The organism is Enterobacter cloacae complex sp. P16RS2, from assembly GCF_014982155.1.
Lineage (GTDB): Bacteria > Pseudomonadota > Gammaproteobacteria > Enterobacterales > Enterobacteriaceae > Enterobacter > Enterobacter cloacae_M.
Map to the genome: position 1 here is coordinate 24,709 of NZ_JADCKW010000042.1, position 25,349 is coordinate 50,057.

26 protein-coding genes are annotated in these 25,349 nt (G+C 60.0%); 13 read left to right on the forward strand and 13 right to left on the reverse strand.

Features of this window, described 5'->3' with window-relative positions:
* Window positions 1-154: 154 nt before the first annotated feature.
* Genes INF68_RS20830 through INF68_RS20840 form a run of 3 tightly spaced genes read left to right on the forward strand, consistent with a single transcriptional unit; the run spans window position 155 to window position 2,406 of the window.
* The gene (locus tag INF68_RS20830; RefSeq protein ID WP_126785862.1) at window positions 155-757 is read left to right on the forward strand and encodes a non-oxidative hydroxyarylic acid decarboxylases subunit B; all 603 of its coding nucleotides are present in this window, start codon (window positions 155-157) and stop codon (window positions 755-757) included.
* A complete protein-coding gene (locus tag INF68_RS20835; RefSeq protein WP_047348031.1) occupies window positions 747-2,174 on the forward strand; it encodes a non-oxidative hydroxyarylic acid decarboxylases subunit C in 1,428 nt (475 codons plus the stop codon). The genes INF68_RS20830 and INF68_RS20835 overlap by 11 nt, the downstream gene beginning before the upstream one ends.
* Before the next feature lie 10 nt (window positions 2,175-2,184).
* Entirely contained in the window at window positions 2,185-2,406 is a 222-nt protein-coding gene (locus INF68_RS20840) for a non-oxidative hydroxyarylic acid decarboxylases subunit D (RefSeq protein ID WP_003862116.1), read from the forward strand.
* Between the two features lie 93 nt (window positions 2,407-2,499).
* Here INF68_RS20840 and mutS read toward each other — a convergent pair whose 3' ends face one another.
* Together mutS and INF68_RS20850 are read right to left on the reverse strand one after the other, a co-directional pair.
* Window positions 2,500-5,061, reverse strand: a complete 2,562-nt coding sequence (gene mutS / locus INF68_RS20845) for a DNA mismatch repair protein MutS (RefSeq protein ID WP_126785863.1) — start codon at window positions 5,059-5,061, stop codon at window positions 2,500-2,502.
* Between the two features lie 113 nt (window positions 5,062-5,174).
* Window positions 5,175-5,405, reverse strand: a complete 231-nt coding sequence (locus INF68_RS20850; RefSeq protein ID WP_126785864.1) for a SymE family type I addiction module toxin — start codon at window positions 5,403-5,405, stop codon at window positions 5,175-5,177.
* 175 nt (window positions 5,406-5,580) lie between these two features.
* Between INF68_RS20850 and INF68_RS20855 the strand changes: the two genes are divergently transcribed.
* Window positions 5,581-5,925 (forward strand): nitrous oxide-stimulated promoter family protein, encoded by a 345-nt coding sequence (locus tag INF68_RS20855; protein WP_045418265.1) that lies wholly within the window; start codon window positions 5,581-5,583, stop codon window positions 5,923-5,925.
* A 5-nt stretch (window positions 5,926-5,930) separates the two neighbouring features.
* On the opposite strand, the gene INF68_RS20860 is transcribed toward INF68_RS20855, so the two are convergent.
* The 10 genes from INF68_RS20860 to hypA form a co-directional block, all read right to left on the reverse strand.
* A complete protein-coding gene (locus tag INF68_RS20860) occupies window positions 5,931-7,151 on the reverse strand; it encodes an MFS transporter (protein ID WP_126785865.1) in 1,221 nt (406 codons plus the stop codon).
* Between the two features lie 16 nt (window positions 7,152-7,167).
* Entirely contained in the window at window positions 7,168-7,929 is a 762-nt protein-coding gene (locus tag INF68_RS20865; protein WP_045908495.1) for an ABC transporter ATP-binding protein, read from the reverse strand.
* Complete coding sequence (locus INF68_RS20870; protein WP_045908496.1) at window positions 7,929-8,966, reverse strand: iron ABC transporter permease; 1,038 nt, start codon at window positions 8,964-8,966, stop codon at window positions 7,929-7,931. The genes INF68_RS20865 and INF68_RS20870 overlap by 1 nt, the downstream gene beginning before the upstream one ends.
* Window positions 8,966-9,964 (reverse strand): ABC transporter substrate-binding protein, encoded by a 999-nt coding sequence (locus tag INF68_RS20875; protein WP_109844669.1) that lies wholly within the window; start codon window positions 9,962-9,964, stop codon window positions 8,966-8,968. The genes INF68_RS20870 and INF68_RS20875 overlap by 1 nt, the downstream gene beginning before the upstream one ends.
* 153 nt (window positions 9,965-10,117) lie before the next feature.
* Window positions 10,118-12,190, reverse strand: coding sequence for a formate hydrogenlyase transcriptional activator FlhA (gene flhA, locus INF68_RS20880; protein ID WP_126785866.1), 2,073 nt, complete (start codon window positions 12,188-12,190; stop codon window positions 10,118-10,120).
* 64 nt (window positions 12,191-12,254) lie between these two features.
* Entirely contained in the window at window positions 12,255-13,265 is a 1,011-nt protein-coding gene (hypE, locus tag INF68_RS20885) for a hydrogenase expression/formation protein HypE (RefSeq protein WP_126785867.1), read from the reverse strand.
* Window positions 13,262-14,383: a hydrogenase formation protein HypD gene (hypD, locus tag INF68_RS20890; protein ID WP_126785868.1), complete on the reverse strand. Its 1,122-nt coding sequence runs from the start codon at window positions 14,381-14,383 to the stop codon at window positions 13,262-13,264. Before hypD ends, hypE begins: the two co-directional genes overlap by 4 nt.
* 2 nt (window positions 14,384-14,385) lie before the next feature.
* Complete coding sequence (locus tag INF68_RS20895) at window positions 14,386-14,658, reverse strand: HypC/HybG/HupF family hydrogenase formation chaperone (RefSeq protein ID WP_126785869.1); 273 nt, start codon at window positions 14,656-14,658, stop codon at window positions 14,386-14,388.
* On the reverse strand, window positions 14,649-15,512 hold the full coding sequence (hypB, locus tag INF68_RS20900) for a hydrogenase nickel incorporation protein HypB (protein WP_193525412.1): 864 nt from the start codon (window positions 15,510-15,512) through the stop codon (window positions 14,649-14,651). Before hypB ends, INF68_RS20895 begins: the two co-directional genes overlap by 10 nt.
* A 3-nt stretch (window positions 15,513-15,515) precedes the next feature.
* Window positions 15,516-15,866 (reverse strand): hydrogenase maturation nickel metallochaperone HypA, encoded by a 351-nt coding sequence (hypA, locus tag INF68_RS20905; protein ID WP_126785871.1) that lies wholly within the window; start codon window positions 15,864-15,866, stop codon window positions 15,516-15,518.
* A 211-nt stretch (window positions 15,867-16,077) separates the two neighbouring features.
* On the opposite strand from hypA, the gene hycA reads away from it, so the two are divergent.
* From hycA to hycI, 9 genes are all read left to right on the forward strand, one after another.
* Window positions 16,078-16,542: a formate hydrogenlyase regulator HycA gene (gene hycA / locus INF68_RS20910; protein WP_045404197.1), complete on the forward strand. Its 465-nt coding sequence runs from the start codon at window positions 16,078-16,080 to the stop codon at window positions 16,540-16,542.
* A 70-nt stretch (window positions 16,543-16,612) separates the two neighbouring features.
* Window positions 16,613-17,221: a 4Fe-4S dicluster domain-containing protein gene (locus INF68_RS20915; RefSeq protein WP_023308971.1), complete on the forward strand. Its 609-nt coding sequence runs from the start codon at window positions 16,613-16,615 to the stop codon at window positions 17,219-17,221.
* Entirely contained in the window at window positions 17,218-19,032 is a 1,815-nt protein-coding gene (gene hycC, locus INF68_RS20920; RefSeq protein ID WP_126785872.1) for a formate hydrogenlyase subunit 3, read from the forward strand. Before INF68_RS20915 ends, hycC begins: the two co-directional genes overlap by 4 nt.
* 1 nt (window position 19,033) lies before the next feature.
* Window positions 19,034-19,957, forward strand: coding sequence for a respiratory chain complex I subunit 1 family protein (locus INF68_RS20925; RefSeq protein ID WP_126785873.1), 924 nt, complete (start codon window positions 19,034-19,036; stop codon window positions 19,955-19,957).
* Window positions 19,958-19,972: 15 nt separating this feature from the next.
* Window positions 19,973-21,682 carry an NADH-quinone oxidoreductase subunit C gene (locus tag INF68_RS20930; protein ID WP_126785874.1) on the forward strand — a complete coding sequence of 570 codons (1,710 nt, stop codon included), beginning with the start codon at window positions 19,973-19,975 and terminating at the stop codon, window positions 21,680-21,682.
* A 9-nt stretch (window positions 21,683-21,691) separates the two neighbouring features.
* Entirely contained in the window at window positions 21,692-22,234 is a 543-nt protein-coding gene (locus INF68_RS20935; protein WP_121424513.1) for a formate hydrogenlyase complex iron-sulfur subunit, read from the forward strand.
* Window positions 22,234-23,001 (forward strand): NADH-quinone oxidoreductase subunit B family protein, encoded by a 768-nt coding sequence (locus INF68_RS20940; protein WP_033146382.1) that lies wholly within the window; start codon window positions 22,234-22,236, stop codon window positions 22,999-23,001. Before INF68_RS20935 ends, INF68_RS20940 begins: the two co-directional genes overlap by 1 nt.
* Window positions 22,998-23,408 carry a formate hydrogenlyase maturation HycH family protein gene (locus tag INF68_RS20945; protein WP_109844679.1) on the forward strand — a complete coding sequence of 137 codons (411 nt, stop codon included), beginning with the start codon at window positions 22,998-23,000 and terminating at the stop codon, window positions 23,406-23,408. Before INF68_RS20940 ends, INF68_RS20945 begins: the two co-directional genes overlap by 4 nt.
* On the forward strand, window positions 23,401-23,856 hold the full coding sequence (gene hycI / locus INF68_RS20950) for a hydrogenase maturation peptidase HycI (protein WP_126785875.1): 456 nt from the start codon (window positions 23,401-23,403) through the stop codon (window positions 23,854-23,856). Before INF68_RS20945 ends, hycI begins: the two co-directional genes overlap by 8 nt.
* Window positions 23,857-23,906: 50 nt before the next feature.
* Here the strand turns inward: hycI and INF68_RS20955 are convergent, their stop codons facing one another.
* Window positions 23,907-25,331, reverse strand: a complete 1,425-nt coding sequence (locus tag INF68_RS20955) for a 6-phospho-beta-glucosidase (RefSeq protein WP_126785876.1) — start codon at window positions 25,329-25,331, stop codon at window positions 23,907-23,909.
* Between the last annotated feature and the right edge of the window lie 18 nt (window positions 25,332-25,349).

The window sequence follows — 25,349 nt, forward strand, 5'->3', positions numbered from 1 at the left end:
AATCTCTCCCCTATGATAGCCGCTATTGCTCTCAATTTTAACGCGGCATCTTTTAGCCATTCGTGTGATCGTATGCGAACGATCTTGCCAGGAAAACGATCCTGGAGTAGCTTATTTAAAATGTTCGTATGCGAACAAATAATTGAGGTGATGAATGAGATTGATAGTAGGAATGACGGGGGCAACGGGCGCACCGCTGGGCGTGGCGCTGCTGCAGGCGCTGCGGGAAATGCCGGAGGTGGAGACGCATCTGGTGATGTCTAAGTGGGCAAAAACCACCATTGAGCTGGAAACTCCTTACACCGCGCAGGACGTTGCTGCTTTGGCTGACGTTGTCCACAGTCCGGCTGACCAGGCCGCCACCATCTCCTCCGGCTCGTTTCGTACCGACGGGATGATCGTCATTCCCTGCAGCATGAAAACGCTGGCGGGTATCCGCGCGGGCTACGCCGAAGGGCTGGTTGGACGTGCGGCGGACGTGGTGCTGAAAGAGGGGCGCAAGCTGATATTGGTACCTCGTGAAACGCCGCTCAGCACCATTCATCTTGAGAACATGCTTGCCCTTTCCCGCATGGGCGTGGCGATGGTGCCGCCCATGCCTGCCTATTACAACCACCCGCAAACCGCCGATGACATTACCCAGCACATCGTGACCCGCGTGCTCGACCAGTTCGGTCTGGAGCATAAAAAGGCGCGCCGCTGGAACGGGCTGCGGGAGGCGAAACATTTTGCACAGGAGAATAAAGATGGCATTTGATGATTTGAGAAGCTTCCTGCAGGCGCTCGATGAGCAAGGGCAACTGCTGAAAATTGAGGAAGAGGTTAACGCCGAGCCCGATCTGGCGGCGGCAGCCAACGCGACCGGCCGCATTGGCGACGGCGCGCCCGCGCTGTGGTTCGACAACATTCGTGGCTTTACCGATGCCCGCGTGGTGATGAACACCATCGGCTCCTGGCAGAACCACGCCATTTCGATGGGGCTGCCTGCGAACACCCCGGTAAAAAAACAGATCGACGAATTTATCCGCCGCTGGGATAAATTTCCCGTTACACCGGAGCGCCGCGCCAACCCGGCCTGGGCGCAGAATACGGTGGACGGTGAAGACATTAACCTGTTCGATATTCTGCCGCTGTTCCGGCTGAACGACGGCGACGGGGGTTTCTATCTCGATAAAGCGTGCGTCGTCTCGCGCGATCCGCTTGACCCGGATAACTTCGGCAAGCAGAACGTCGGCATCTACCGCATGGAAGTGAAGGGCAAGCGCAAGCTCGGCCTGCAGCCGGTACCGATGCACGATATCGCTCTGCATCTGCACAAAGCCGAAGAGCGCGGCGAAGACCTGCCGATTGCCATTACCCTCGGCAACGATCCGATCATTACCCTGATGGGCGCGACGCCGCTGAAATACGATCAGTCAGAGTATGAAATGGCTGGCGCGCTGCGTGAAAGCCCGTACCCGATTGCCACCGCGCCGTTGACCGGCTTCGATGTGCCATGGGGTTCTGAAGTGATCCTGGAAGGGGTGATTGAAGGCCGCAAGCGTGAAATCGAGGGGCCGTTCGGCGAGTTTACCGGACACTATTCCGGTGGTCGTAACATGACGGTTGTCCGTATCGACAAAGTCTCTTACCGCACCAAACCGATTTTTGAGTCGCTCTACCTCGGCATGCCCTGGACCGAGATTGACTACCTGATGGGGCCGGCTACCTGCGTCCCGCTCTACCAGCAGCTCAAAGCGGAATTCCCGGAAGTGCAGGCGGTGAATGCGATGTATACCCACGGTCTGCTGGCGATTATCTCCACCAAAAAACGCTACGGCGGTTTTGCCCGCGCGGTCGGTTTACGCGCCATGACCACGCCGCACGGCCTCGGCTACGTGAAGATGGTAATTATGGTGGATGAGGATGTCGATCCGTTCAACCTTCCGCAGGTGATGTGGGCGCTGTCGTCGAAAGTGAACCCGGCAGGCGATCTGGTGCAACTGCCGAACATGTCGGTCCTTGAACTCGATCCCGGTTCCAGCCCGGCTGGCATTACCGACAAACTGATTATCGATGCCACCACGCCTGTCGCGCCGGACACCCGGGGCCACTACAGCCAGCCGGTACAGGATCTGCCTGAAACCAAAGCCTGGGCTGAAAAACTGACCGCGATGCTGGCAGCACGTCAATAAGGAGGAAAAGATGATTTGTCCACGTTGTGCCGATGAGCATATTGAAGTGATGGCGACGTCGCCGGTAAAAGGGGTCTGGACCGTTTATCAGTGCCAGCATTGTTTGTATACCTGGCGCGATACCGAACCGCTGCGCCGCACCAGCCGCGAGCACTATCCGGAAGCGTTCCGCATGACGCAGAAGGATATTGATGAGGCGCCGCAGGTGCCGACAATCCCGCCGCTGCTGTAAAAAAAAAGCCCGGTGATGCTGCGCTTACCGGGCCTACGGTTTTGTAGGTCGGGTAAGACGAAGCCGCCACCCGACAAAACAGACCGCAGAAAACTAAACCAGACTCTTCAACCTGTAAATCCACTCCAGCGCCTGACGCGGCGTCAGTGAATCCGGGTCGAGGTTCTCCAGCGCTTCCACCGCAGGCGACGTCTCTTCCGCAGGCACCAGCAGCGACATCTGGGTGCCATCAATCTGCGTCGCCGCCGCATTCGGTGACAGGCTTTCCAGTTCACGCAGTTTCTGACGCGCGCGCTTGATCACGTCCTTCGGTACGCCTGCCAGCGCCGCGACGGCCAGGCCATAGCTCTTGCTCGCCGCGCCATCCTGCACCGTGTGCATGAAGGCAATGGTATCGCCGTGCTCCAGCGCATCCAGATGAACGTTCGCAACCCCTTCCATTTTCTCCGGCAGCTGCGTTAGTTCGAAATAATGGGTGGCAAAAAGCGTCATGGCCTTGATTTTATTCGCAAGGCTTTCCGCACAGGCCCATGCCAGCGACAGACCATCATAGGTTGACGTTCCGCGTCCGACCTCGTCCATCAGCACCAGGCTGTGCTCCGTCGCGTTATGCAGAATGTTTGCCGTTTCGGTCATCTCGACCATGAAGGTTGAGCGTCCGCTCGCCAGATCGTCCGCTGCCCCAACGCGGGTAAAGATGCGGTCGATGGGGCCAATCTCCACGTTTTGCGCCGGGACGTAGCTGCCGATATACGCGAGCAGCGCAATCAGCGCCGTCTGACGCATATAGGTACTCTTACCGCCCATGTTCGGACCGGTAATGATCAACATTCTTCTCTGCGGTGACAGGCTCAGCGGGTTGGCGATGAACGGTTCGTTCAGCACCTGCTCTACCACAGGGTGACGGCCTTCAGTGATGCGAATGCCGGGCTTATCGGTAAAGGTCGGGCAGGTGTAGTTCAGCGTTTCAGCGCGTTCTGCCAGATTGACCAGCACGTCCAGCTCCGCCAGCGCGCTGGCGCTCTGCTGCAGGTCGCCCAGGTGAGGCATCAGCATGTCAAACAGCTCGTCATAAAGCTGTTTTTCCAGCGCCAGCGCCTTGCCTTTCGAGGTGAGGACTTTGTCTTCGTACTCTTTCAGTTCAGGAATGATGTAGCGTTCGGCGTTTTTCAACGTCTGGCGACGCACGTAGTGAATCGGCGCCAGGTGGCTCTGCCCGCGGCTAATCTGAATGTAGTAACCGTGTACCGCGTTATACCCCACTTTCAGGGTGTCGAGCCCAAGACGTTCGCGCTCGCGGATTTCCAGCTTGTCGAGATAGTCCGTCGCACCGTCGGCCAGCGCGCGCCATTCGTCCAGCTCTTCGTTGTAGCCTGGGGCAATCACGCCGCCATCACGCACCAGAACCGGAGGCGCATCGATAATGGCGCGCTCCAGCAGTTCGCGAAGCTCGGTAAATTCGCCCATGGTTTCGCGCAGTTTCTGTACTGGCGCGCTGTCAACGTCACTCAGCTGCGCGCGCAGTTCCGGCAGCTGCTGGAAAGCATGGCGCATCCGCGCGAGGTCACGTGGTCGCGCTGTTCGTAGTGCCAGACGCGCAAGGATACGCTCCAGATCGCCTACCTGACGCAGGACCGGCTGCAGCTCGGTATAACGATCCTGCAGCGCGGCAATCGTCTGCTGACGGCAAACCAGCGTCTCGGTATTGCGGATCGGCATATGCAGCCAGCGTTTCAGCATGCGGCTGCCCATTGGCGTAACCGTACTGTCGAGGACCGACGCGAGCGTATTTTCTACGCCACCCGCCAGGTTCTGCGTGATCTCCAGGTTACGGCGCGTGGCGGCATCCATGATGATGCTGTCCTGCTGGCGCTCCATGGTGATAGATCGGATATGCGGCAGGGCGGTGCGCTGGGTATCTTTCACGTACTGCAGGAGGCAACCTGCCGCACACAGCCCGCGCGGTGCGTTTTCAACGCCAAAGCCAATCAGATCGCGGGTGCCAAACTGCAGATTCAGCTGCTGGCGCGCGGTATCAATTTCGAATTCCCACAGCGGACGACGGCGCAACCCGCGACGACCTTCAATCAGCGCTATTTCAGCGAAATCTTCGGCATAGAGCAATTCTGCAGGGTTGGTGCGCTGCAGTTCGGCAGCCATCGTTTCACGGTCAGCCGGTTCACTCAGACGAAAACGTCCGGAGCTGATATCCAGCGTCGCGTAGCCAAACCCTTTACCGTCCTGCCACAGCGCTGCCAGCAGGTTATCCTGGCGCTCCTGTAACAGGGCTTCATCACTGATGGTGCCAGGCGTGACGATGCGCACGACTTTGCGTTCCACCGGGCCTTTTGAGGTCGCCGGATCGCCGATCTGTTCGCAGATGGCAACGGACTCGCCCTGATTCACCAGCTTCGCCAGGTAGTTTTCTACCGCGTGGTGCGGGATACCTGCCATAGGAATGGGTTCGCCTGCCGATGCGCCACGTTTGGTCAGCGAGATGTCGAGCAGCTGCGATGCACGCTTAGCATCGTCATAAAACAGCTCGTAAAAATCGCCCATACGGTAAAACAGCAGGATTTCCGGATGCTGTGCTTTCAGCTTCAGATACTGCTGCATCATCGGCGTATGTGCGTCGAAATTGTCGATTGTGCTCATGGAGTTATGATGTCCATTTCTTTGAAAATAAACCGTTTTGATGGGCTCAATGGCCGTTTGTTCCTTCTATTGTCGCATGAAAAAAAGGTCCGGCGCAGAAAAATGTCGTGGCTTTACGAGGCATCTTCCGACATTAATTCGATGACAATTTTTCCATGCTCCACGCCCACCCTGACTCGGGAATGGGTCGTAAATCCCGCTTTTTCAAGCCAGTCACCTTTTAAGCTCAGCGCCGCATGCACGCTGTAGCGCTTCGGTATCTTGGTATTGCGGTCTTCATGGCGCTTTCTAAAATATCCCACTTTTAAATGGCGGTAGGGTTTGTTGATAGCAAGTTCTTGCATAGGGTCTCCCGACAACACGGATAAAAGTCATTACTGATGCCTGTATAAAATACCAGTGATTGTCGGGCGGTGCAGGGCTAAAACTGGAATCAGGCTTCAGAAAACCGCATGCAAAAACTGAAATTCTGCATTGAAAGGTGTATTATTTTTGCACTTTATTGTTCGGTAAGTCGCTATGTCCGGTAAACGAATTTCACGCGAAAAAGAGACCATCGCGAAAATGATCGCGCTGTATCAGAAGCAGTGTCCTCAGGCCTCTGCGGAAGAGGGGCACTATCAGGCGCTAAATGCCTATGCCGATAAGCGCCTGGATAAATGCGTTTTCGGGGAGGAAAAGCCTGCCTGTAAACAGTGTCCGGTCCACTGCTACCAGCCTGCCAAACGCGAAGAGATGAAGCAAATTATGCGCTGGGCAGGCCCGCGAATGCTCTGGCGTCACCCGATTCTGACCGTCCGTCATCTGATGGATGATCGTCGTCCCGTACCGGAACTGCCGGAAAAGTATCGTCCGAAAAAGTGACCGGTTCAGCTTCTGAGCGGGCGGCAAATCACGTTCATGGCCAGCGCGCTGCAGAGCGGGAAGAGGGCCAGCAGCAGCCAGGGAAGCATCGCCTGCGTGGAGGGCACCAGGGCGCGATCCAACAGACTGCCAAACAGCAAATTCCCCGTCAGGACCGCGACTCCGCCAGCGGTGGCGAGTGCGCCATAGTGCGCCCCCAGCGTGGACTCTTCGGCAAACCTTGGGATCAGATCCTTTGCCGAGGGTACCAGCAGCATCTGCCCCAGCGTCAACAGCGTCACGAAACAGACCGACGGCAGCAGGCGCAGCCAGCCCTCTGGCGGTGCCGTCGACGCAAACATTGCCACACTTGCAAAGGCGGCGGAGAGCAGCAAAAAGCCCACCGGCAGGATCCTCACCGCGCCCACGCGCCGGGCGAAACGCGCCAGCGGCAGCTGTAACGCCACGATCAGGACAGAGGCCAGCATAAAAAGCGGGCCGAGATCTTTCTCGTTACCGCCGGAACGCTGGATCTCTACCGGCAACGCCAGATAGAGTTGGTTATAGCTCAAAAGCCACGAGCTATAGGCAATAATAAAGGCGACAAAGCGGGGCTGGCGGAATGTCGTCCACCAGGGAACGAGCTTCAGCGTCCGCGAGGCGTGGCGTGACGCGGGCAGGCGAAAGTAGAGCACCACCAGCGCAACGATAAAGACCCCTGCGCCCGCCAGCGCCACCTGGCGAAAGCCCAGGCCGGTGAGCAGGGCGCCGGCAACCGGGCCCAGTACCGCACCGAGTTCCCCGCAGACCGCAAAGAGCGCGAACCACTCCGCCCGGCTTCGTTTACCTTTCGCCTCGCTGTGCGTGCCCGCTTTCGCCAGCAATGCTTCAATCGACGGAGAAAACAGCGCGCCGCCCACGCCTGTCAAACATGCGCCCAGAATAATCGGCCACAGCGATCCTCCGAACGCCAGCAGCAGATACCCCGCAACGCGAACAATACAGCCGCTCAGGATAACGACTTTCGCGCCAAACCTGTCCGAGAGCGCGCCGCCGACGATAAACATCCCCTGCTGAGAGAAGGTGCGCAGGCCGAGGATCAGCCCGATCAGCCCGCCGGAGAGCAGCATGTCGTCGCGCAGGAATATCGCCAGGAAGGGAACAACGGCGTAAAAGCCGATGTTAAAAACAAACTGGCTACCCAGTAAGACGGGCGGCCAGAGCGTGGTGGCAGGGCGAAGGGGCATCGTTGTTCACTCGCCCCTAAACGATAAAGTGAATGTGCTTTTTGCCATGGAACGGTGAGATCTCAATTTTGGTTTTGACCCGGAAGACGTCCCAGAGCAGCGACTCGGACAGGATGTCCTGCGGTGTTCCCGTCGCCACAATGTGCCCTTTCTGCATAACAATCAGCGAGTCGCAGAACATCGAGGCGTGGTTGAGATCGTGGATGGCGACAATGCTGGTGACCGGTAATTCGCTGATCAACTGCATCAGCTGCATCTGATGATGAATGTCCAGGTGGTTGGTCGGTTCATCCAGCAGGATTTCCGTCGGGGTCTGGGCCAGCGCGCGGGCAATGTGGACGCGCTGACGTTCACCGCCGGAGAGGCTCAGCCAGCCCTGGTCGCTTTTATCCAGCATATCCACGCGCTGCAGAGCGGCGGTGACGGTTTCGTCATCGTGCGTGCTCCAGTTGGAAAAGGCGGAGTGGTGCGGAATACGTCCAAGTTTCACCACGTCGCGCACGCGCATGTTGGCGTCAGTCATGCCGTGCTGTTCCACGAAGGCGACCCGGCGGGCAAGCTGTTTTTTGGCGATGCGGGTAATGTCCTGTCCGTCCAGGGTGACGCAGCCAGCATCCGGGCGACGCAGCCCCGCGAGGATACGTAAAAGAGAGGATTTACCGCAGCCGTTAGGGCCAAGCAGTCCTACCGTTTCGCCCCGTGACACCTTCAGCGAGACGTCATTAACGATGACTTTTTTGCCGACCTTCCAGGTAATATTTTCCGCGCAGATGCTCATCACTTATTCCTTGAACGGTAAATAATCACGGCAAAGAAGGGGACGCCAACCAGCGCGGTGACCACGCCGACGGGCAGGCTTTGCGGTGCAATCAGCATGCGTGAGGCAATGTCTGCCAGCACCATCAGGATCGCGCCTGCCAGCGCGCTGGCAATCAGCAGCGTGCGGTGCAGCGGCCCGAACAGGAAACGCATCACGTGCGGCACCACCAGCCCGACAAAGCCGATTGACCCCGCCATGCTGACGATGGTTGCGGTAATCAGCGCGGTGGTGGTAAAGAGCGCCAGGCGCACCCAGGGAACGGCAATGCCCAGCGACGCGGCTGCGTCGTCACCGAACGTAAAGGCATCCAGCGCCCGGGAATAGTAGAGGCAAATGGCTAACCCAATCAGCACCACGACCAGTGCCAGCTGGAATTCAGGCCAGCGTACGCCGCTGAAGCTGCCCAGCAGCCAGAACATCACGTCGCGCGCCTGCTGGGCGCTGGCGGAGGTGCTGATGGTGTAGGCGGTAATGGCGTTGAAAAGCTGCGAGGCGGCGACGCCTGCCAGAATAGTACGTTCATTCCCGCCGCGCGCGCCGTTCGTCAGAAACGCGACAAACGCAAACGCGGCGAATGCCCCGGCGAAGGCACCGGCAGAAAGGGAGACCGCACCGGTGCCGATCCCCAATACGACAACAGAAACCGCCCCGGTCGACGCGCCCGCGGACACGCCGAGCACGTAGGGTTCCGCCAGCGCGTTCTTCAGCAAGCTCTGCAATACGGCACCGCAGATGGCCAGCCCCGCGCCGCAGCAGGCCGCCACCAGCGCGCGGCTCAGGCGAAAGTCCCAGATCACGCTTTCATAGATGCGAGTGAGCGGAACCTCGGTGAGCCCCATTTTATTGCTGATGGCGTAAAACACGTTATCAAGCGGGATGGACAGCTCGCCGACGCTGACGCTCAGGGCGATCACCAGAAATAGCAGTACCAGGGCGAGCAAAGCCGAGGTCGTCAGAACCAGGCTCTGCCGGGCCTGAAGAACGGCGATTGTCATCAGTTCAGCCCCAGCTTTCTGAGCTGTTCGCCGACCTGCTCAGCCCCGTAAATCGTGCGAATCGTCGGGTTCATGGCCTGACCGTCCATCACCACGATGTGGCCTTTTTTCACCGCGTCCAGCTGGCTGACGGCAGGATCGCTCTTCAGGAATTTGATTTTTTCTTCCGCGTTATCCAGCGCCCAGCGGTTGCGGTCCAGGCTGGAGACCACAATCACATCCGGATTGGCGGCAATAATGCTTTCCCAGCCCACGGTTGGCCATTCGGTCTCGGAGGTGATGGCGTTATGCCCGCCCATCAGGCTCGCAATAAACCCGGAGGGGCTATTTTTACCGCCTACGTAGGCGTCCGCAGAGGGGGATGAGCTGGAGAACCAGAAGACAAACGAGAGGTCTTTTTTGTTCTTGCCGAATTCCTTACGCAGGTCGGCCTCACGTTTTTTGAAATCGGCAATCACGGCCTGACCGCGGTCTTCAACGTTAAAGATTTTGGCGAAATCCTCAATCTCCTGATAGAGATACGTCATACCCCACAGTTTCTGGCGGCTGCCGTACATATCGCCCGTGGCTTTTTTGGTCGCGCACATGCCCGGTGACACGTAGCTGTTCACGCCCAGGGTCATCAGATCGTCGCGTTTTGCGACCTTGCTTTCCGGCCCCAGCAACAGCGGCGTTTGGGCGGGGACAAAGTCGGGATTTTGCGCAAGCACGGATTCAAGGGTAGGGATTTCGACCGTCAGGGTTTTGATTTTTGCGTTCTGTTCCGCGAGCTGCGGCAACACTTTCGTCGGCCAGAAGGCGCTGGCCTTCACCTTATCTTCCAGCCCCAGCAGGAGCAAGATTTCGACGGTATTCTGACCCAGGGCCACGACGCGTTCCGGCGCTTTGGTGAATGTCTCTTTATAGCCACAGTTTTCAATGGTCAGAGGATATGTGGTTGCCAGAGCAGAACTGACCGACGCAACCGCCAGGCCTAACGCGCAGATGACCTTCTTCATGAAACGCTACCCTTGATTAATATTATTATTGATGCAAATGAAACTCATTATTAAGGCGGAATTTTATACAGAGGAAACGATTTTGTGTCAATGAGGGACATTGCGCAGGGTAACGAAAGGCGGTGTCAGAGCAACACCGCCGGATTGGGGGGCTTAAACCAGGCTCTCTTTATCAATCCCGAGACGCTTCATGCGTGACAGCAGGGTGGTGCGTTTTAACCCCAGGCGCTGGGCGGCACCTTTTGGCCCGGCGACCACGCCGTTGGTCTCTTTCAGCACGCGCATAATGAGCTGATATTCATCTTCTCCCTCTTTCGCTGTCTCGGCGGCGGGCGCGGTTACGTCAGGAAGCGTAACTTCAGGCAGGGAGAGTTGCAGCACGTTTCCGCGCGTCAGCAGCACCGCGCGTTCGATGACGTTTTCCAGCTCGCGCACGTTGCCGGGCCATTCCATCGATGAAAGGGTACGCAACGTCTCGGCAGGAATACTGTCAATGTTTCGCCCCATCCGGCGCGCGATCTTCGCGGTAAAGGCTTTGACCAGCAGGGGGATATCTTCCGGGCGCTCGCGCAGCGGCGGCAGGAAGATCGGGAAGACGTTCAGACGATAGTAAAGGTCGCTGCGAAACTCGCGGTCGGCGACCATTTTTTTCAGGTCCCGGTTGGTGGCCGCAATCAGCCGCACGTCGGTCTGGATAAGCTTGTTGCTGCCAAGACGTTCAAACTCCTGCTCCTGCAGGACGCGCAGCAGTTTCGGCTGTAGCTCCAGCGGCATATCGCCCACTTCGTCGAGGAACAGCGAGCTTTTGTCCGCCAGCTCAAACCGGCCCAGCCGCTGGCTGCTTGCCCCGGTAAAGGCACCTCGTTCGTGGCCGAACAGGTCGCTTTCCAGCAGCCCTGCGGGCATCGCGGCGCAGTTCATCTTCACCATCCGACGGCTGTTGCGGTTGCTCAGGTTGTGGATGGCGCGGGCAATCAGCTCTTTACCCGTACCGGTTTCGCCCAGAATCAGTACCGTGCTGTCGCTTTGCGCCACCATCTCAACCTGCTTGAGCACGTTGTACATGGCGTCGCTACGTCCGATGATTTCGCCAAACTCGCTGTCCACGTTGTTGAGTTGTTCGGTCAGGGCCAGGTTCTCATCCACCAGCCGCTCCTTCAGACGATGAATTTCCTGATAGGCGAGGGCGTTATCCAGGGCGATGGAAATACGCTCGGCAATCTGGCGCAGCAGCTTCAGGTTGGCGGTGGTGAACACGCCTTCCTCGCACTGCGCCAGCTTCAGCACGCCCAGCATGGTGTTACCGGACATCAGCGGCAGCAGGCACAGGGTCTGAATTTTATTGCCCCAGGTGTTAAACAGCATCCGCTCGTACGGCGCGACCGGGTCCTGCTCGTTCAGGTTGAGCAGGAGGATCTCTTTGCTTTTGAAGACCCGCTCAGAAAGGGTGCCCGCTTCGTCCACTTCGCTCTGCTCGTGCGCCGGGTTGGCTTCATCGAGATAATGCGTGGAGTAGATGTTCAGCTTGCCCTTGCGATGGCCGCGCAGCGCAATGCTGATGGCGTCTATTTTGAAATAGTGGTGGATCTCTTTCGAGACTTCGCTGACCAGCTCGTCCATGTCCAGGCGGGAGAGCACGGCGTTGGTGATGGCGACCAGAATGCGGAAGTTGTCGCGCTCGCGGCTCAGCAGGTCGTAATCGACGTTATTGGTGACGCGGCCTTGGATCTGCTCCGCGACGACGGCCACAATCTGGGTAAAGGTGTGCAGGCGCTCGTATTCCGCCTCGCTCCAGGGCTGGTCGGTCGTGCGGATAAACTCGCAGCCGCCAAAAATCTGGCCCTCAGCCGCCAGCGGCAGCATGCAGTAATGCCCGAAAGGCTGATAGAGGTCGCTCTCCGCCAGCTTCGGCCACGCCTGGCGGAACTCCGCAAAGCTGCAGTGCAGCACTTCAGGCCGGGAGAGTATGCGGCGCACCGGGCCGTGCGCCAGATACGTTTCGTCTTCGTATTCAAACGTTTTGCCATTATCACGCGTCGAGTAGTAGCTCGCGCGCTGCGTTCCGCTATGCCAGAGCACAATCGCGGCGCTGTCCGCCAGCGCCGATTGCCTGACCAGCCGCGTCAGGGCATCGCTCAGCGCACCGAGATCGGGCTGCTGTAAAAGTGTGCGCGTGATGTCAAACAGGCCCTGCTGTCCAAGATCGCTCATCGGTGTATACGGCATATTGCTTTCCAATAGAAACTGGCAAAAAAAGAGACATTCAGTGCTGACCGCTTTTGGCGCGGTTCTAGCAAATACGGGGTAAGGGTTCCGCGTGCGGCAGATCCAGCGTCCGCTTCACGCCATAAAGCCCGGCCAGGCGCACCCCTTTGCGCTCAACCACTTCACCAATCATCGCCGCCTCTTTTCCTGAGGGATGAGCCCGCAGCTGTTCAAGAACGGCTTCCGCGGCCGAGCGTTCAACGCCAATCACCAGTTTGCCTTCGTTGGCAAAGTTGAGCGGGTCAAGGCCCAGCAGTTCGCAAAGCCCGCGAACGGCAGGCTTAACGGGCAGGCTGCGCTCGGTGAGTTCAATCCCGTACCCGCAGCTTGCCGCAAATTCGTGTGCCACGGCATTCACGCCGCCTCGCGTGGCGTCCCGCAGGGCTTTCACGCCGGGAATACCCCGCAGCGTCTGGATCAGCGGGGTGAGCACCGCGCAGTCACTGCGCAGTTCCCCGTCCAGCCCCAGACCTTCGCGCAGGTTAAGGATGGTCGCCCCGTGGCAGCCCAGCGTTCCGGTCACGATCAGCACGTCGCCCACGCTAAGCCGCTTCGCCGCCCAGTGAATATCGGCGGGGATCGCGCCCATGCCGGCGGTGTTGATAAATAGCTTGTCGGCCGCGCCGCGCTGCACCACTTTGGTATCGCCGGTGACGATAGCTATCCCGGCCTCGCGCGCGGTCTGCGCCATGCTGTTGACCACTGTCGTGAGCGTCTCCATCGGTAATCCCTCTTCGAGGATAAACCCGCAGGAGAGGTAGCGCGGAACGGCACCGCTGACCGCCACGTCGTTGGCCGTGCCGCAGACGGCGAGCTTGCCGATATCGCCGCCGGGGAAGAACAGCGGGTCAATCACGTAGCTGTCGGTGGAGAAGGCCAGCCTGTCGCCCTGCGCGGTGAGGGTGGCGAGGTCAATGCGCGCCTGGTCTTCCTGTTCGGCGAGCCAGGGGTTGTTGAAGGCTTCCATAAACAGCCGGTTAATCAACTGCTGCATCGCCTGTCCGCCGCTGCCGTGCGCCATTTCAACCGTATTCATGCTTCACTCTCCTGGTTGCGATACTGATACCACGCGGCACATGCCCCTTCGGAGGAGACCATCAGCGCGCCAAACGCCGTTTGCGGGTTACAGGTATTGCCAAATAATGGGCATTGATGCGGTTTGCATTTACCGGTGAGCACGTCGCCGCAGCGGGCCCGGGGATCGTCGCAAACCTGCTGCGGCTGCGGGCAGAAATGCGCTTCGGCGTCGAACGCGCGATAGGCTGACGTCAGGCGCACGCCGGATTCGGCAATCAGCCCCAGACCACGCCACTCGCTGTCGCCCTCAACGCTGAACACGTCGGCGATCGCCTGCTGCGCCCGTTCATTTCCCTCATCCGGCACCACGCGGCGGTACTGATTTTCCACCGCGCTCAGGGCCGCTATTTTCTGCTCAACCAGCATGGTCACACCTTGCAGTAGATCAAGTGGTTCGAAACCAGCGACCACTAACGGACGATTGTACTGTTCAGCGATAAAACCGTAGGCGTCTGTGCCAATCACCATGCTGACGTGCCCCGGTGCCAGAAAGGCGTCAATGCCGTTTCCCGGCTCTTCCAGCAGGCTGCGCAGCGTGGGAATGAGCGTAATGTGCTGGCAGAAGAAGAAAAAATTCCCGACGCCGCGCGCTTTCGCCTGCTGCAGCGTGATGGCGGTGGCGGGCATGGTGGTTTCAAACCCCAGGCCAAAAAACACCACTTTGCGCGCGGGGTTGTCCTCCGCCAGCGTCAGGGCATCCATCGGCGAATAGACGATCCGGATGTCGGCCCCGCGCGCTTTCGCCTGCAGCAGCGAGCCGGTTTTCCCCGGCACGCGCATCGCGTCGCCAAAGGTGCAGAAAATGACGTCAGGCTGGCTGGCAATTTCGATGCAGCTGTCGATGCGCCCCATCGGCAGCACGCACACCGGGCAGCCGGGGCCGTGGATAAACTCGATGTTCTCCGGCAGCAGCTGGTCGAGGCCAAATTTGAAGATGGCGTGCGTATGTCCGCCGCACACCTCCATGATCCGCAAGGGGTTTTCCGCCGTGTAATCCAGCAGCGCGGCGCGCGTTTTCAGGTGCCCGATAAGCTGCAGCACCTGCTCGGGCGCGCGGTATTCATCAACGTAACGCATGGCTAAAGCTCCTCGCCGTACAGCAGCGCGCCCACGTCAGGCTCCACGTCGAACATGTTTTGCAATGCATCCAGCGTGTCGCGGGCTTCCGCTTCGTTAATCACGCTCATGGCAAACCCCACGTGGACGAGCACCCACTGGCCGAGACGCGATGCGCCCGTTTCATCGCTGCTGCCCACCAGCGTCAGGTCCACGTCGCGCAGGATGCCGCAGACCTCCACTTTGGCCTGGTTCCCGTCAATGGAATGGATTTGTCCCGGTACGCCTATGCACATCGTTCACTCTCCAGCCAGTTCAGCCAGGCATCCATGCCGTCGCCGCGCGTGGCGGAGACCAGCAGGATCTCAATCTCCGGGTTCACTTCCCGGGCGCAGGACAGGCACTTATCCACGTCGAAGTTCAGGTATGGAAGCAGGTCAACTTTGTTCAGCAGCATGATAGACGCGGCGGCAAACATATGCGGGTATTTCAGCGGTTTGTCTTCGCCTTCGGTCACTGAAAGCACCGCCACCTTGTGGCGTTCGCCCAGATCGAAGCTCGCCGGGCAGACCAGGTTGCCGACGTTTTCAATAAACAGAATGCCGTTATCCGCCAGCGGCAGACGCGGGGCGGCGTCGGCAATCATCTGCGCATCCAGGTGGCAGCCTTTGCCGGTATTGACCTGAATCGCCGGGGTGCCGGTTTCGCGAATGCGCGCCGCGTCGTTAACGGTTTGCTGGTCGCCTTCAATCACCGCGCAGGAGACGCGCCCGTTCAGGCGTTTGAGCGTTTCCGTTAATAACGTGGTTTTGCCGGAGCCGGGGCTGGAGACCAGGTTCAGCACCAGCTGTTTGCGGGCGGCAAAGCGCGCGCGGTTGCGGGCGGCGATCTGGTTATTTTTGTCCAGCACGTTGATTTCCACTTCCAGCATCCGGCGCTGGCTGATGCCCGGCGCGTGGGTACCCGCTTCGCCATGGCCGTAGTGCAGATCGCCCGCAGCGGAGCGTTGCGGGGCGAAGGTGATACCGGTCAGCGCCGCAGCAGGCCGCGGGGCAGGCGAAAAGGGCGCGGAGCGAAACGCGGAATGGGGACGGTGTTCATCCCCTTCTATATACAGGTTGCCTTCGGCGCAACCGCAGGTGCTACACATACTTTACTCCTTCTCGATTTCGAGGCGTTGGATCTGCATGCCGTCGTCCGCCACGATGCGAAGACCGGTGCTCTGACACTGCGGACAGCGCTGAACCTTTGATGACAGCAGGGTGACGTACTGCCGGCACTGCTCGCACCAGCACTCCGCCTGCTGCTCTTCAATATGGAGTTCGCAGCCTTCCGCCAGCGTGCCGCGACACACCAGCTCAAAACAGAAATGCAGGGCGCTGGGCTCGACGCAGGAAAACGCCCCGACCTTCAGCCAGACGCCGGTGACGCGCTTCGCGTGGTTTTGCACTGCCTGCTGTTCGATAAGTTCCAGAGCCCGCTGGCAGAGGGTGATTTCGTGCATGACGCCTCCTCAATGAATTGCGCCATTGAATGCAATAACGGTGCCAGCTTGATTTTTGTTAAGGCGTGACGATGTCAACGCTGTCGAAATGACACGTCGACACCGCGGCGTTGACAGCGGTTTTGTAATTAAATCTATTTAAAATCAGTAATATAAAAACTGGCATGGAATCTGCTTAACAGCCGCTATCTCCATTAACCGGATACCTTCTATGACTATTTGGGAAATCAGCGAAAAAGCGGATTACATCGCGCAGCGTCATCAGCAGCTGCAGGACCAGTGGCACCTCTACTGCAACTCTCTGGTTCAGGGCATCACCCTCTCGAAAGCGCGTCTTCACCACGCGATGAGCTGCGCGGCGCAGGGCGACATGCGCTTCGTCCTGTTCGGCCATTTCATCATCAACGTTACCCTGGCGGACAACTTCAACAGCCACACCATTGAGTACCACCTCGAGACAAAAGACGGCGAAAAACAGTGTATTGCGAAGGCGCAGCTGATGGCCGACGGCATGGTGGACGGCCACGTCAGCAACCGCGATCGCCAGCAGGTGCTGGAGCACTATCTGGAAAAAATAGCGCCGGTCTATAACGGCCTGTACGCCGCCGTTGAGCACGATCTCCCGGTCAACCTGAAGCAGCTGATGGATGGAAATACCTCAGCGAACGTGGCCTGACTCCTGCGTGTCGAGAAGTGTCGACAAGACAGTTTTTCGTCAAAAATGACTATCACCAGAGGATAACCCGGTGAACCGTTTTGTAATTGCTGACTCGACGGTCTGTATTGGCTGTCGAACCTGTGAGGCGGCGTGCTCGGAAACGCATCGCCTGCATGGGCTGCAGTCCATGCCGCGCCTGCACGTCATGCGTAATGAAAAAGAGTCTGCCCCGCAGCTCTGCCATCACTGTGAAGACGCCCCCTGCGCGGGCGTCTGCCCTGTGAATGCCATCACCCGCGTGGATGGCGCAGTCCAGCTGAACGAAAGCCTGTGCGTAAGCTGCAAGCTGTGCGGCATTGCCTGCCCGTTCGGCGCGATTGAATTTTCCGGCAGCCGTCCGCTGCATATTCCGGCGAACGCCAACTCGCCAAAAGCCCCGCCCGCACCACCGGCTCCGGCACGCGTAAGTACGCTGCTGGACTGGGTGCCCGGCATCCGTGCCGTTGCGGTGAAATGCGACCTGTGCAGCTTCGATGAGCAGGGGCCGGCCTGCGTGCGCACCTGCCCGACTAAGGCGTTGATTCTGGTTAACATTCGCGACATCGCCCGTACCAGCAAGCGTAAACGCGAGCTGACCATCAACAGTGATTTTGGCGACCTTTCTCTGCTACAGGCGCTTAACGAGGGGGCGAAATGAACGCGGCGATGATGATTACCAGTGCGGTAGCCTGTTTTGCTGGCGCCGCTGTTCTGGCGCTGATCTTCTCATTCCATAAAACCCTGAGCGGCGCGATCGCCGGGCTCGGCGGGGCGGTTGCTAGCCTGATGACGCTGGCAGCAGGCGGCGTTGTCCTGCTCGGCGGCCAGTCCGCTGAGACCGTGATGCCGCTGATTCGCCACAACGTGGAGATCACGCCCCTGAACGCCATCTGGCTGGTGACGTTTGGCCTGTGCGGACTGTTTATCAGCCTGTTCAATATCGACTGGCACCGCCATCCGCACGCCAGGGCTAACGGCCTGCTGGTTAACCTGCTGATGGCGACGGCGGTCTGCACCGTTATCGCCAGCAACCTCGGCGCGCTGGTGGTGATGGCGGAAATCATGGCGCTGTGCGGCGTGTTCCTGACGGGCTGCAGCGCCTCCGGCAAGCTGTGGTTTGCGCTGGGACGCCTCGGAACGCTGCTGCTGGCGCTGGCCTGCTGGCTGGTGTGGCACCGCTTCGGCACGCTGGACTTCGCTGCGCTCAACGGGCATCCGCTGGGGAACGACGTCTGGCTGCTGGGCGTGCTCGGCTTTGGCCTGCTCGCCGGCATCATCCCGCTGCACGGCTGGGTGCCGCAGGCGCATGCGAATGCCTCCGCGCCCGCCGCCGCGCTGTTTTCCGTGGTGGTGATGAAAGTGGGTCTGTTCGGGATTCTGGCGATTACGCTGACCGGCGGACAGCCGCCGCTGTGGTGGGGCGTCGTGCTGCTGATTACGGGCATGATCACCGCGTTCGTCGGCGGCCTGTACGCGCTGATGGAGCACAATATTCAACGCCTGCTGGCGTACCACACGCTGGAAAACATTGGCATTATCCTGCTCGGTATTGGCGCGGGGGTGACCGGGCTGGCGCTCAACCAGCCGGCGCTGATTGCCGCCGGTTTTATCGGCGGTCTTTATCACCTCGTCAACCACAGCCTGTTTAAAAGCACGCTGTTCCTCGGCGCGGGCAGCGTCTGGTTCCGCACCGGCCATCGGGATATCGAAAAGCTGGGCGGGATTGGCAAAAAGATGCCCGTCATTTCGCTGGCGATGCTGGTGGGTCTGATGGCAATGGCCGCGCTGCCGCCGCTGAACGGCTTTGCCGGGGAGTGGGTGATCTACCAGTCCTTCTTCGCGCTCGGCCAGAGCGACGCATTTATCGCACGCCTGCTCGGCCCGCTGCTGGCGGTCGGTCTGGCGATAACCGGGGCGCTGGCGGTGATGTGCATGGCGAAAGTCTACGGCGTGACCTTCCTCGGCGCGCCGCGCACCCGCGAAGCGGAAAACGCCTGCTGCGCACCGTTGTTGATGGGCGTGAGCGTGGTCGCGCTGGCGCTGTGCTGTATCGCGGGCGGCGTCGCCGCGCCGTGGCTGCTGCCGCTGCTGGGCAACGCCATTCCGCTGCCGCTGACCGTGGCGAATACCACCGTCTCTCAGCCCATGATCGCGCTGCTGCTGATTGGCGCACCGCTGCTTCCGTTCGTACTGATGCTGTTCTTCAAGCGCGACCGGCTCGCCTCCCGCTCGCGCGGTGCGGCGTGGGCCTGCGGCTACGAACACGAACAGTCGATGGTTATCACCGCCCACGGTTTTGCCATGCCGGTGAAGGAGAACTTCGCCGCCGTGCTGAAGCTGCGCCACTGGCTGAACCCGGTGGGCTGGGTACCCGGCTGGCAGAGCGCCGCCGCGCCCGCGCTGTTCCGCCGTCTGGCGGTCATCGAGCTGGCGGTGCTGGTGGTCATTGTGATTTCACGAGGAGCCTGACATGAGTCTGTTACTGGCAATTCTTCAGGCGCTGGTGCTGTTCGCCGCCGCGCCGCTGCTGTCGGGCATCACGCGCGTGGCGCGCGCCCGGATGCACAACCGTCGCGGGCCCGGGGTGCTCCAGGAGTACCGCGATCTCTTTAAACTGCTCTCCCGTCAGAGTGTGGCCCCGGACGCCGCAGGCTGGGTCTTCCGCCTGACGCCGTTTGTGATGGTGGGCGTGATGCTGACCATCGCCACCGCGCTGCCGGTGGTGACGGTGGCGTCGCCGCTGTCCGTGCTTGGCGATCTGATCACGCTGATTTACCTCTTCGCCATCGCCCGCTTCTTCTTTGCGATTGCGGGCCTGGACACCGGGAGCCCGTTTACCGGCATCGGTGCCAGCCGCGAGGCGATGCTCGGCGTGCTGGTCGAGCCGATTCTGCTGCTGGGGCTGTGGGTTGCCGCGCAGGTCGCGGATTCCACCCACATCAGCTTTATCACCCACACCGTTTACCACTGGCCGGTGTCCCGCTCGATCCCGCTGGTGCTGGCGCTGTGCGCCTGCGCGTTCGCCACGTTTATTGAGATGGGCAAACTGCCGTTCGATCTGGCGGAAGCCGAGCAGGAGCTGCAGGAGGGGCCGCTTACCGAGTACAGCGGCTACGGCTTCGCGGTGCTGAAGTGGGGCATCAGCCTCAAACAGCTGGTGGTGCTGCAGATGTTTGTCGGCGTCTTCTTCCCGTGGGGGCAGATGACGCACTTTTCCGCGGGCGGTCTGGTGCTGGCCGTCGTGGTTGCCGCCCTCAAGCTGCTGGTCGGCGTGCTGGTGATTGCCCTGTTTGAAAACAGCATGGCGCGCCTGCGTTTTGTGGAAACGTCGCGCATCACCTGGGCCGGTTTTGGTTTTGCATTTTTAGCGTTCGTCTCCTTGCTGGTGGCGTGATTAAAGAGAGTATTTATGTCTGAAGAAAAGAAAGGTCAGCAGTATCTCGCCGCGTTGCATCAGGCTTTCCCCGGCGTGGTGCTGGAGGACTCCTGGCAAACCAAAGACCAGGTAACCGTCACCATTAAGGTGAACTATCTGCCGGAAGTGGTGGAGTTTCTGTACTACCAGCAGGGCGGCTGGCTGTCGGTGCTGTTCGGCAACGACGAGCGCCAGCTGTGTGGCAACTATGCGGTGTACTACGTGATGTCGATGGAGCAGGGCGAAAAGTGCTGGCTCACCGTGCGCGTCGAAGTCGACCCGGCTAAGCCGGAATACCCGTCCGTCACGCCGCGCGTGCCCGCCGCCGTCTGGGGCGAGCGCGAAGTGCGCGACATGTACGGCCTGGTGCCGGTCGGCCTGCCGGACGAGCGCCGCCTGGTGCTGCCGGACGACTGGCCGGACGAACTCTATCCGCTGCGCAAAGACAGCATGGACTACCGCCAGCGCCCGGCGCCGACCACCGAAAGCGAAACCTACGAGTTTATCAACGAGCTCGGCAGCAAGAAGAACAACGTGGTGCCGATCGGCCCGCTGCACGTCACCTCCGACGAACCGGGCCACTTCCGCCTGTTCGTCGACGGCGAGAACATCATCGACGCCGACTACCGCCTGTTCTACGTCCACCGCGGCATGGAAAAGCTGGCGGAAACCCGCATGGGCTACAACGAAGTGACGTTCCTCTCTGACCGCGTGTGCGGCATCTGCGGCTTCGCCCACAGCACCGCCTATACCACCTCGGTGGAGAACGGCATGGGGATCGTGGTGCCGGAGCGCGCGCAGATGATCCGCGCCATTCTGCTGGAGGTGGAGCGCCTGCACTCGCACCTGCTGAACCTCGGCCTGGCCTGCCACTTCGTCGGCTTTGACTCCGGGTTTATGCAGTTCTTCCGCGTGCGCGAGGCGTCAATGAAGATGGCGGAGATCCTCACCGGGGCGCGTAAAACCTACGGCCTGAATCTGATTGGCGGGATCCGCCGCGACCTGCTGAAGGACGACATGATCCAGACCCGCCAGCTGGCGCAGCAGATGCGCCGCGACGTGCAGGAGCTGGTGGACATGCTGCTCAGCACGCCAAACATCGAGCAGCGTACCGTCGGCATCGGCCGCCTTGACCCGGAGATCGCCCGCGACTTCAGCAACGTCGGCCCGATGGTGCGCGCCAGCGGCCACGCCCGCGACACGCGTGCCGATCACCCGTTCGTCGGCTACGGCCTGCTGCCGATGACCGTGCACAGCGAGCAGGGCTGCGACGTCATCTCGCGCCTCAAGGTGCGCATCAACGAGGTGTTCACCGCCCTGAACATGATCGACTTCGGCCTCGATAATCTTCCCGGCGGCCCGCTGATGGTGGAGGGCTTCACCTACATTCCGAACCGCTTTGCCCTCGGCTTTGCCGAAGCGCCGCGCGGGGACGATATCCACTGGAGCATGACCGGCGACAACCAGAAGCTCTACCGCTGGCGCTGCCGCGCGGCCACCTATGCCAACTGGCCAACCCTGCGCTATATGCTGCGCGGCAACACGGTTTCCGATGCGCCGCTGATCATCGGTAGCCTCGACCCGTGCTACTCGTGCACCGACCGCATGACCGTGGTGGACGTGCGCAAGAAGAAAAGCCAGGTGGTGCCGTATAAAGAGCTTGAGCGCTACAGCATCGAGCGTAAGAACTCGCCGCTGAAATAAGGATTCGTCATGTTTACCTTTATCAAAAAAGTGATCAAAACCGGCACGCAGACCAGCCGCTATCCGCTGGAGCCGATGCCGGTCGACAAAAACTTTCGCGGCAAGCCGGAACACAACCCGCAGCAGTGCATCGGCTGCGCGGCCTGCGTCAACGCCTGTCCGTCGAACGCCTTAACGGTGGAAACGGATCTCAAAACCGGCGAGCTGGCCTGGCAGTTTAACCTCGGGCGCTGCATCTTCTGCGGCCGCTGCGAAGAGGTCTGCCCGACGGTCGCCATTCGCCTGTCGCAGGAATACGAGCTGGCGGTATGGAAGAAGGAGGACTTTCTGCAGCAGTCGCGCTTTGACCTGTGCAGCTGCCGCGTCTGCCAGCGCCCGTTTGCCGTGCAAAAAGAGATCGACTACGCCATCGCGCTGCTGCAGCACAACGGTGACGCCCGCGCGGAGCATCACCGTGAAAGCTTTGAAACCTGCCCGGAGTGCAAGCGTCAGAAGTGCCTGCTGCCGTCCGACCGTATTGATATCACCCGCCATATGAGAGAGGCCAGCTGATGGAAAATTTACTCGGCCCGCGAGACGCTAACGGCATTCCTGTGCCGATGACGGTGGAGGAGTCCATCGCCAGCATGAAGGCGTCGCTGCTGAAAAAAATCAAACGCTCGGCCTACGTCTACCGCGTGGACTGCGGCGGCTGCAACGGCTGCGAGATTGAGATCTTCGCTACGCTGTCGCCGCTGTTTGACGCCGAGCGCTTCGGCATCAAGGTGGTGCCGTCCCCGCGTCATGCGGACATTCTGCTGTTTACCGGGGCCGTCACTCGCGCCATGCGCTCGCCCGCGCTGCGCGCCTGGCAGTCCGCGCCGGACCCGAAAATCTGCATCTCCTACGGGGCCTGCGGCAACAGCGGCGGTATCTTCCACGACCTTTACTGCGTCTGGGGCGGCACCGACAAAATCGTGCCGGTGGACGTCTACATTCCGGGCTGCCCGCCAACGCCTGCCGCGACGCTGTACGGCTTCGCGATGGCGCTTGGCCTGCTGGAGCAGAAAATCCACGCCCGCGAGCCGGGCGAGCTGGACAACCGGCCTGCGGCCATCCTGCACCCGGACATGGTCCAGCCGCTGCGGGTGAAGATTGACCGCACGGCGCGCAGGCTGGCGGGCTATCGCTACGGGCGCCAGATTGCCGATGATTATCTGCGCCTGCTGAGCCAGGGCGACCATCAGGTGGCGCGCTGGCTGGAGGCGGAAAACGATCCGCGTCTCAATGAGATCGTGGCGAACCTGAACAGCATCGTGGATGAGGCGCGTATCCGATGAGTGAAACGGTGGTGTTCAGCCAACTGAGCCGTAAGTTTATTGATGAGAACGATGCCACGCCCGACGCGGCGCAGCAGGTGGTCTATTACAGCCTGGCGATTGGGCATCACCTCGGGGTGATTGACTGCCTGGAGGCGGCGCTGAGCTGCCCGTGGCCCGAGTACCTGGCATGGATCGCCACGCTGGAGGAGGGCAGTACGGCGCGGCGCAAGATGGAGGGCGTGCCGAAGTACGGCGAGATCGTCATCGACGCCAACCACATTGCAATGCTCGCCAACGCCTTTGACGCGGCGCTCGGCAGGCAAACCCCCGAGCAGCAGTCGTGGAGCAAAACGCTGCTTAGCATGCTGCACGATATTCATCAGGAGAGCGCCATCTACCTGATGGTGAGGAGATTACGTGACTGACGTTTTACTGTGTGTCGGCAACAGCATGATGGGCGACGACGGCGCGGGCCCACTGCTGGCAGAGATGTGCGCCGCGAATCCGCAGGGCAGTTGGGTGGTGATTGACGGCGGCAGCGCGCCGGAAAACGACGTGGTCGCCATCCGCGAACTGCGCCCGGAGAGGCTGTTAATCGTCGATGCCACCGATATGGGGCTGAACCCGGGCGAAATCCGCCTGATTGACCCGAACGACATCGCCGAGATGTTTATGATGACCACCCACAATATGCCGCTGAACTACCTTGTCGATCAGATCAGGGACGACGTGGGCGAGGTGCTCTTTTTGGGAATTCAGCCGGACATTGTCGGGTTTTATTACCCGATGACGCCGCCGGTGAAGGAGGCGGTGGAACGGGTCTATTCACGGCTTGCGGAGTGGGTTGAGGACGGTGGTTTTTCTCAGCTCTGAGCAGTGCCAAACCCCTCTCCCTGTGGGAGAGGGAGAGGGGTAAGGACAGGCTACTCCAGATCCGCCCCGTTACTCGCAATCACCTTCTTATACCATCCGAACGATTTCTTGCGTTTCCGCTCCAGCGTGCCGTTTCCGGCGTCGTCGCGGTCAACGTACACAAACCCGTAGCGCTTGCTCATCTCACCGGTTGAGGCCGAGACAAGGTCAATGCAGCCCCAGGTGGTGTAGCCCATCAGCGGCACGCCGTCCTCAATCGCGTCGCCCATCGCGCGGATATGCTCGCGCAGATAGCTGATGCGGTAGTCGTCGTTGATCTCGCCGTTTTCATCAATGACGTCCTTCGCCCCGAGGCCGTTTTCCACCAGGAACAGCGGCTTCTGGTAGCGGTCGTACATCATGTTCATGGTGATGCGCAGGCCGAGCGGGTCGATGCCCCAGCCCCATTCGCTCACCTGAATATGCGGGTTGCGCAGGGACTTCACGATGTTCGCCGCGCTGGTGTTGCCCACGTTCATGTCCGCCGACGCGCAGCGCGAGGCGTAATAGCTGAACGAGACAAAGTCGACGGTGTTTTTCAGCAGGTCGTCGTCGCCCGGATCTTTCACAATCACCACGCCTTTCTCGCGGAACACGCGGGCGGAGTAGGCCGGATAGCTGCCGCGCGCCTGCACGTCGATAAAGAACAGGTTCTCGCGGTCTTTCTCCAGCGCCATCCACACGTCTTCCGGCTTGCAGGAGTAGGGGTAGAAATTGCCGCCCGCCAGCATGCAGCCCACCTGGTTTTCCGGGTTCACCTCGTGGGCGATTTTGGTTGCCAGCGCGCTCGCCACCAGCTCGTGGTGCGCGGCCTGGTATTTCACCTGGTCTTCCTTTTCGCCTTCCTCAAACACCAGCCCCGCGCCGGAGAACGGGCTGTGCAGCATGATGTTGATTTCGTTGAAGGTCAGCCAGTATTTCACCAGCCCGTTAAATTCTTCAAAGCAGGTGCGGGCGTAGCGGGCGAAGAAATCGACCATCCTGCGGTTGCGCCAGGAGCCGTATTCCGTCACCAGGTGCATCGGCACGTCGAAGTGGCAGAGCGTTACCAGCGGCTCGATGTTGTACTTTTTGCACTCCTCGAACACCGCGCGGTAGAAGGCAATGCCCTCTTTGTTCGGCAGCGGTTCGTCGCCGTTGGGGTAGAGGCGGCTCCAGGCAATTGAGGTGCGGAACACCGTAAAGCCCATCTCCGCCATCAGGGCGATGTCTTCTTTATAGCGATGGTAAAAATCAATCGCTTCGTGGCTCGGGTAGAACTCGTCGTCACGCAGCGAAAAACGCTTTTCCTTACCGATCTTCACCGCCAGGCGATTCGCGCCGTGGGGGATCATATCGACGGTCGTTAGTCCTTTGCCGCCTTCACGGTAAGCACCTTCACTCTGGTTGGCGGCAAGCGCGCCGCCCCATAAAAATCCTTGTGGAAAAACAGACATTCTTACCTCGCTTTCAAT

What these genes read in the sequence shown, in the direction of transcription:
- INF68_RS20830 (WP_126785862.1), top strand. Translation starts at nt 155, where the DNA reads ATGAGATTGATAGTAGGAATGACGGGGGCAACGGGCGCACCGCTGGGC.
- INF68_RS20835 (WP_047348031.1), top strand. Translation starts at nt 747, where the DNA reads ATGGCATTTGATGATTTGAGAAGCTTCCTGCAGGCGCTCGATGAGCAA.
- INF68_RS20840 (WP_003862116.1), top strand. Translation starts at nt 2,185, where the DNA reads ATGATTTGTCCACGTTGTGCCGATGAGCATATTGAAGTGATGGCGACG.
- mutS (WP_126785863.1), bottom strand. Translation starts at nt 5,061, where the DNA reads ATGAGCACAATCGACAATTTCGACGCACATACGCCGATGATGCAGCAG.
- INF68_RS20850 (WP_126785864.1), bottom strand. Translation starts at nt 5,405, where the DNA reads ATGCAAGAACTTGCTATCAACAAACCCTACCGCCATTTAAAAGTGGGA.
- INF68_RS20855 (WP_045418265.1), top strand. Translation starts at nt 5,581, where the DNA reads ATGTCCGGTAAACGAATTTCACGCGAAAAAGAGACCATCGCGAAAATG.
- INF68_RS20860 (WP_126785865.1), bottom strand. Translation starts at nt 7,151, where the DNA reads ATGCCCCTTCGCCCTGCCACCACGCTCTGGCCGCCCGTCTTACTGGGT.
- INF68_RS20865 (WP_045908495.1), bottom strand. Translation starts at nt 7,929, where the DNA reads ATGAGCATCTGCGCGGAAAATATTACCTGGAAGGTCGGCAAAAAAGTC.
- INF68_RS20870 (WP_045908496.1), bottom strand. Translation starts at nt 8,966, where the DNA reads ATGACAATCGCCGTTCTTCAGGCCCGGCAGAGCCTGGTTCTGACGACC.
- INF68_RS20875 (WP_109844669.1), bottom strand. Translation starts at nt 9,964, where the DNA reads ATGAAGAAGGTCATCTGCGCGTTAGGCCTGGCGGTTGCGTCGGTCAGT.
- flhA (WP_126785866.1), bottom strand. Translation starts at nt 12,190, where the DNA reads ATGCCGTATACACCGATGAGCGATCTTGGACAGCAGGGCCTGTTTGAC.
- hypE (WP_126785867.1), bottom strand. Translation starts at nt 13,265, where the DNA reads ATGAATACGGTTGAAATGGCGCACGGCAGCGGCGGACAGGCGATGCAG.
- hypD (WP_126785868.1), bottom strand. Translation starts at nt 14,383, where the DNA reads ATGCGTTACGTTGATGAATACCGCGCGCCCGAGCAGGTGCTGCAGCTT.
- INF68_RS20895 (WP_126785869.1), bottom strand. Translation starts at nt 14,658, where the DNA reads ATGTGCATAGGCGTACCGGGACAAATCCATTCCATTGACGGGAACCAG.
- hypB (WP_193525412.1), bottom strand. Translation starts at nt 15,512, where the DNA reads ATGTGTAGCACCTGCGGTTGCGCCGAAGGCAACCTGTATATAGAAGGG.
- hypA (WP_126785871.1), bottom strand. Translation starts at nt 15,866, where the DNA reads ATGCACGAAATCACCCTCTGCCAGCGGGCTCTGGAACTTATCGAACAG.
- hycA (WP_045404197.1), top strand. Translation starts at nt 16,078, where the DNA reads ATGACTATTTGGGAAATCAGCGAAAAAGCGGATTACATCGCGCAGCGT.
- hycC (WP_126785872.1), top strand. Translation starts at nt 17,218, where the DNA reads ATGAACGCGGCGATGATGATTACCAGTGCGGTAGCCTGTTTTGCTGGC.
- INF68_RS20925 (WP_126785873.1), top strand. Translation starts at nt 19,034, where the DNA reads ATGAGTCTGTTACTGGCAATTCTTCAGGCGCTGGTGCTGTTCGCCGCC.
- INF68_RS20930 (WP_126785874.1), top strand. Translation starts at nt 19,973, where the DNA reads ATGTCTGAAGAAAAGAAAGGTCAGCAGTATCTCGCCGCGTTGCATCAG.
- INF68_RS20935 (WP_121424513.1), top strand. Translation starts at nt 21,692, where the DNA reads ATGTTTACCTTTATCAAAAAAGTGATCAAAACCGGCACGCAGACCAGC.
- INF68_RS20940 (WP_033146382.1), top strand. Translation starts at nt 22,234, where the DNA reads ATGGAAAATTTACTCGGCCCGCGAGACGCTAACGGCATTCCTGTGCCG.
- INF68_RS20945 (WP_109844679.1), top strand. Translation starts at nt 22,998, where the DNA reads ATGAGTGAAACGGTGGTGTTCAGCCAACTGAGCCGTAAGTTTATTGAT.
- INF68_RS20955 (WP_126785876.1), bottom strand. Translation starts at nt 25,331, where the DNA reads ATGTCTGTTTTTCCACAAGGATTTTTATGGGGCGGCGCGCTTGCCGCC.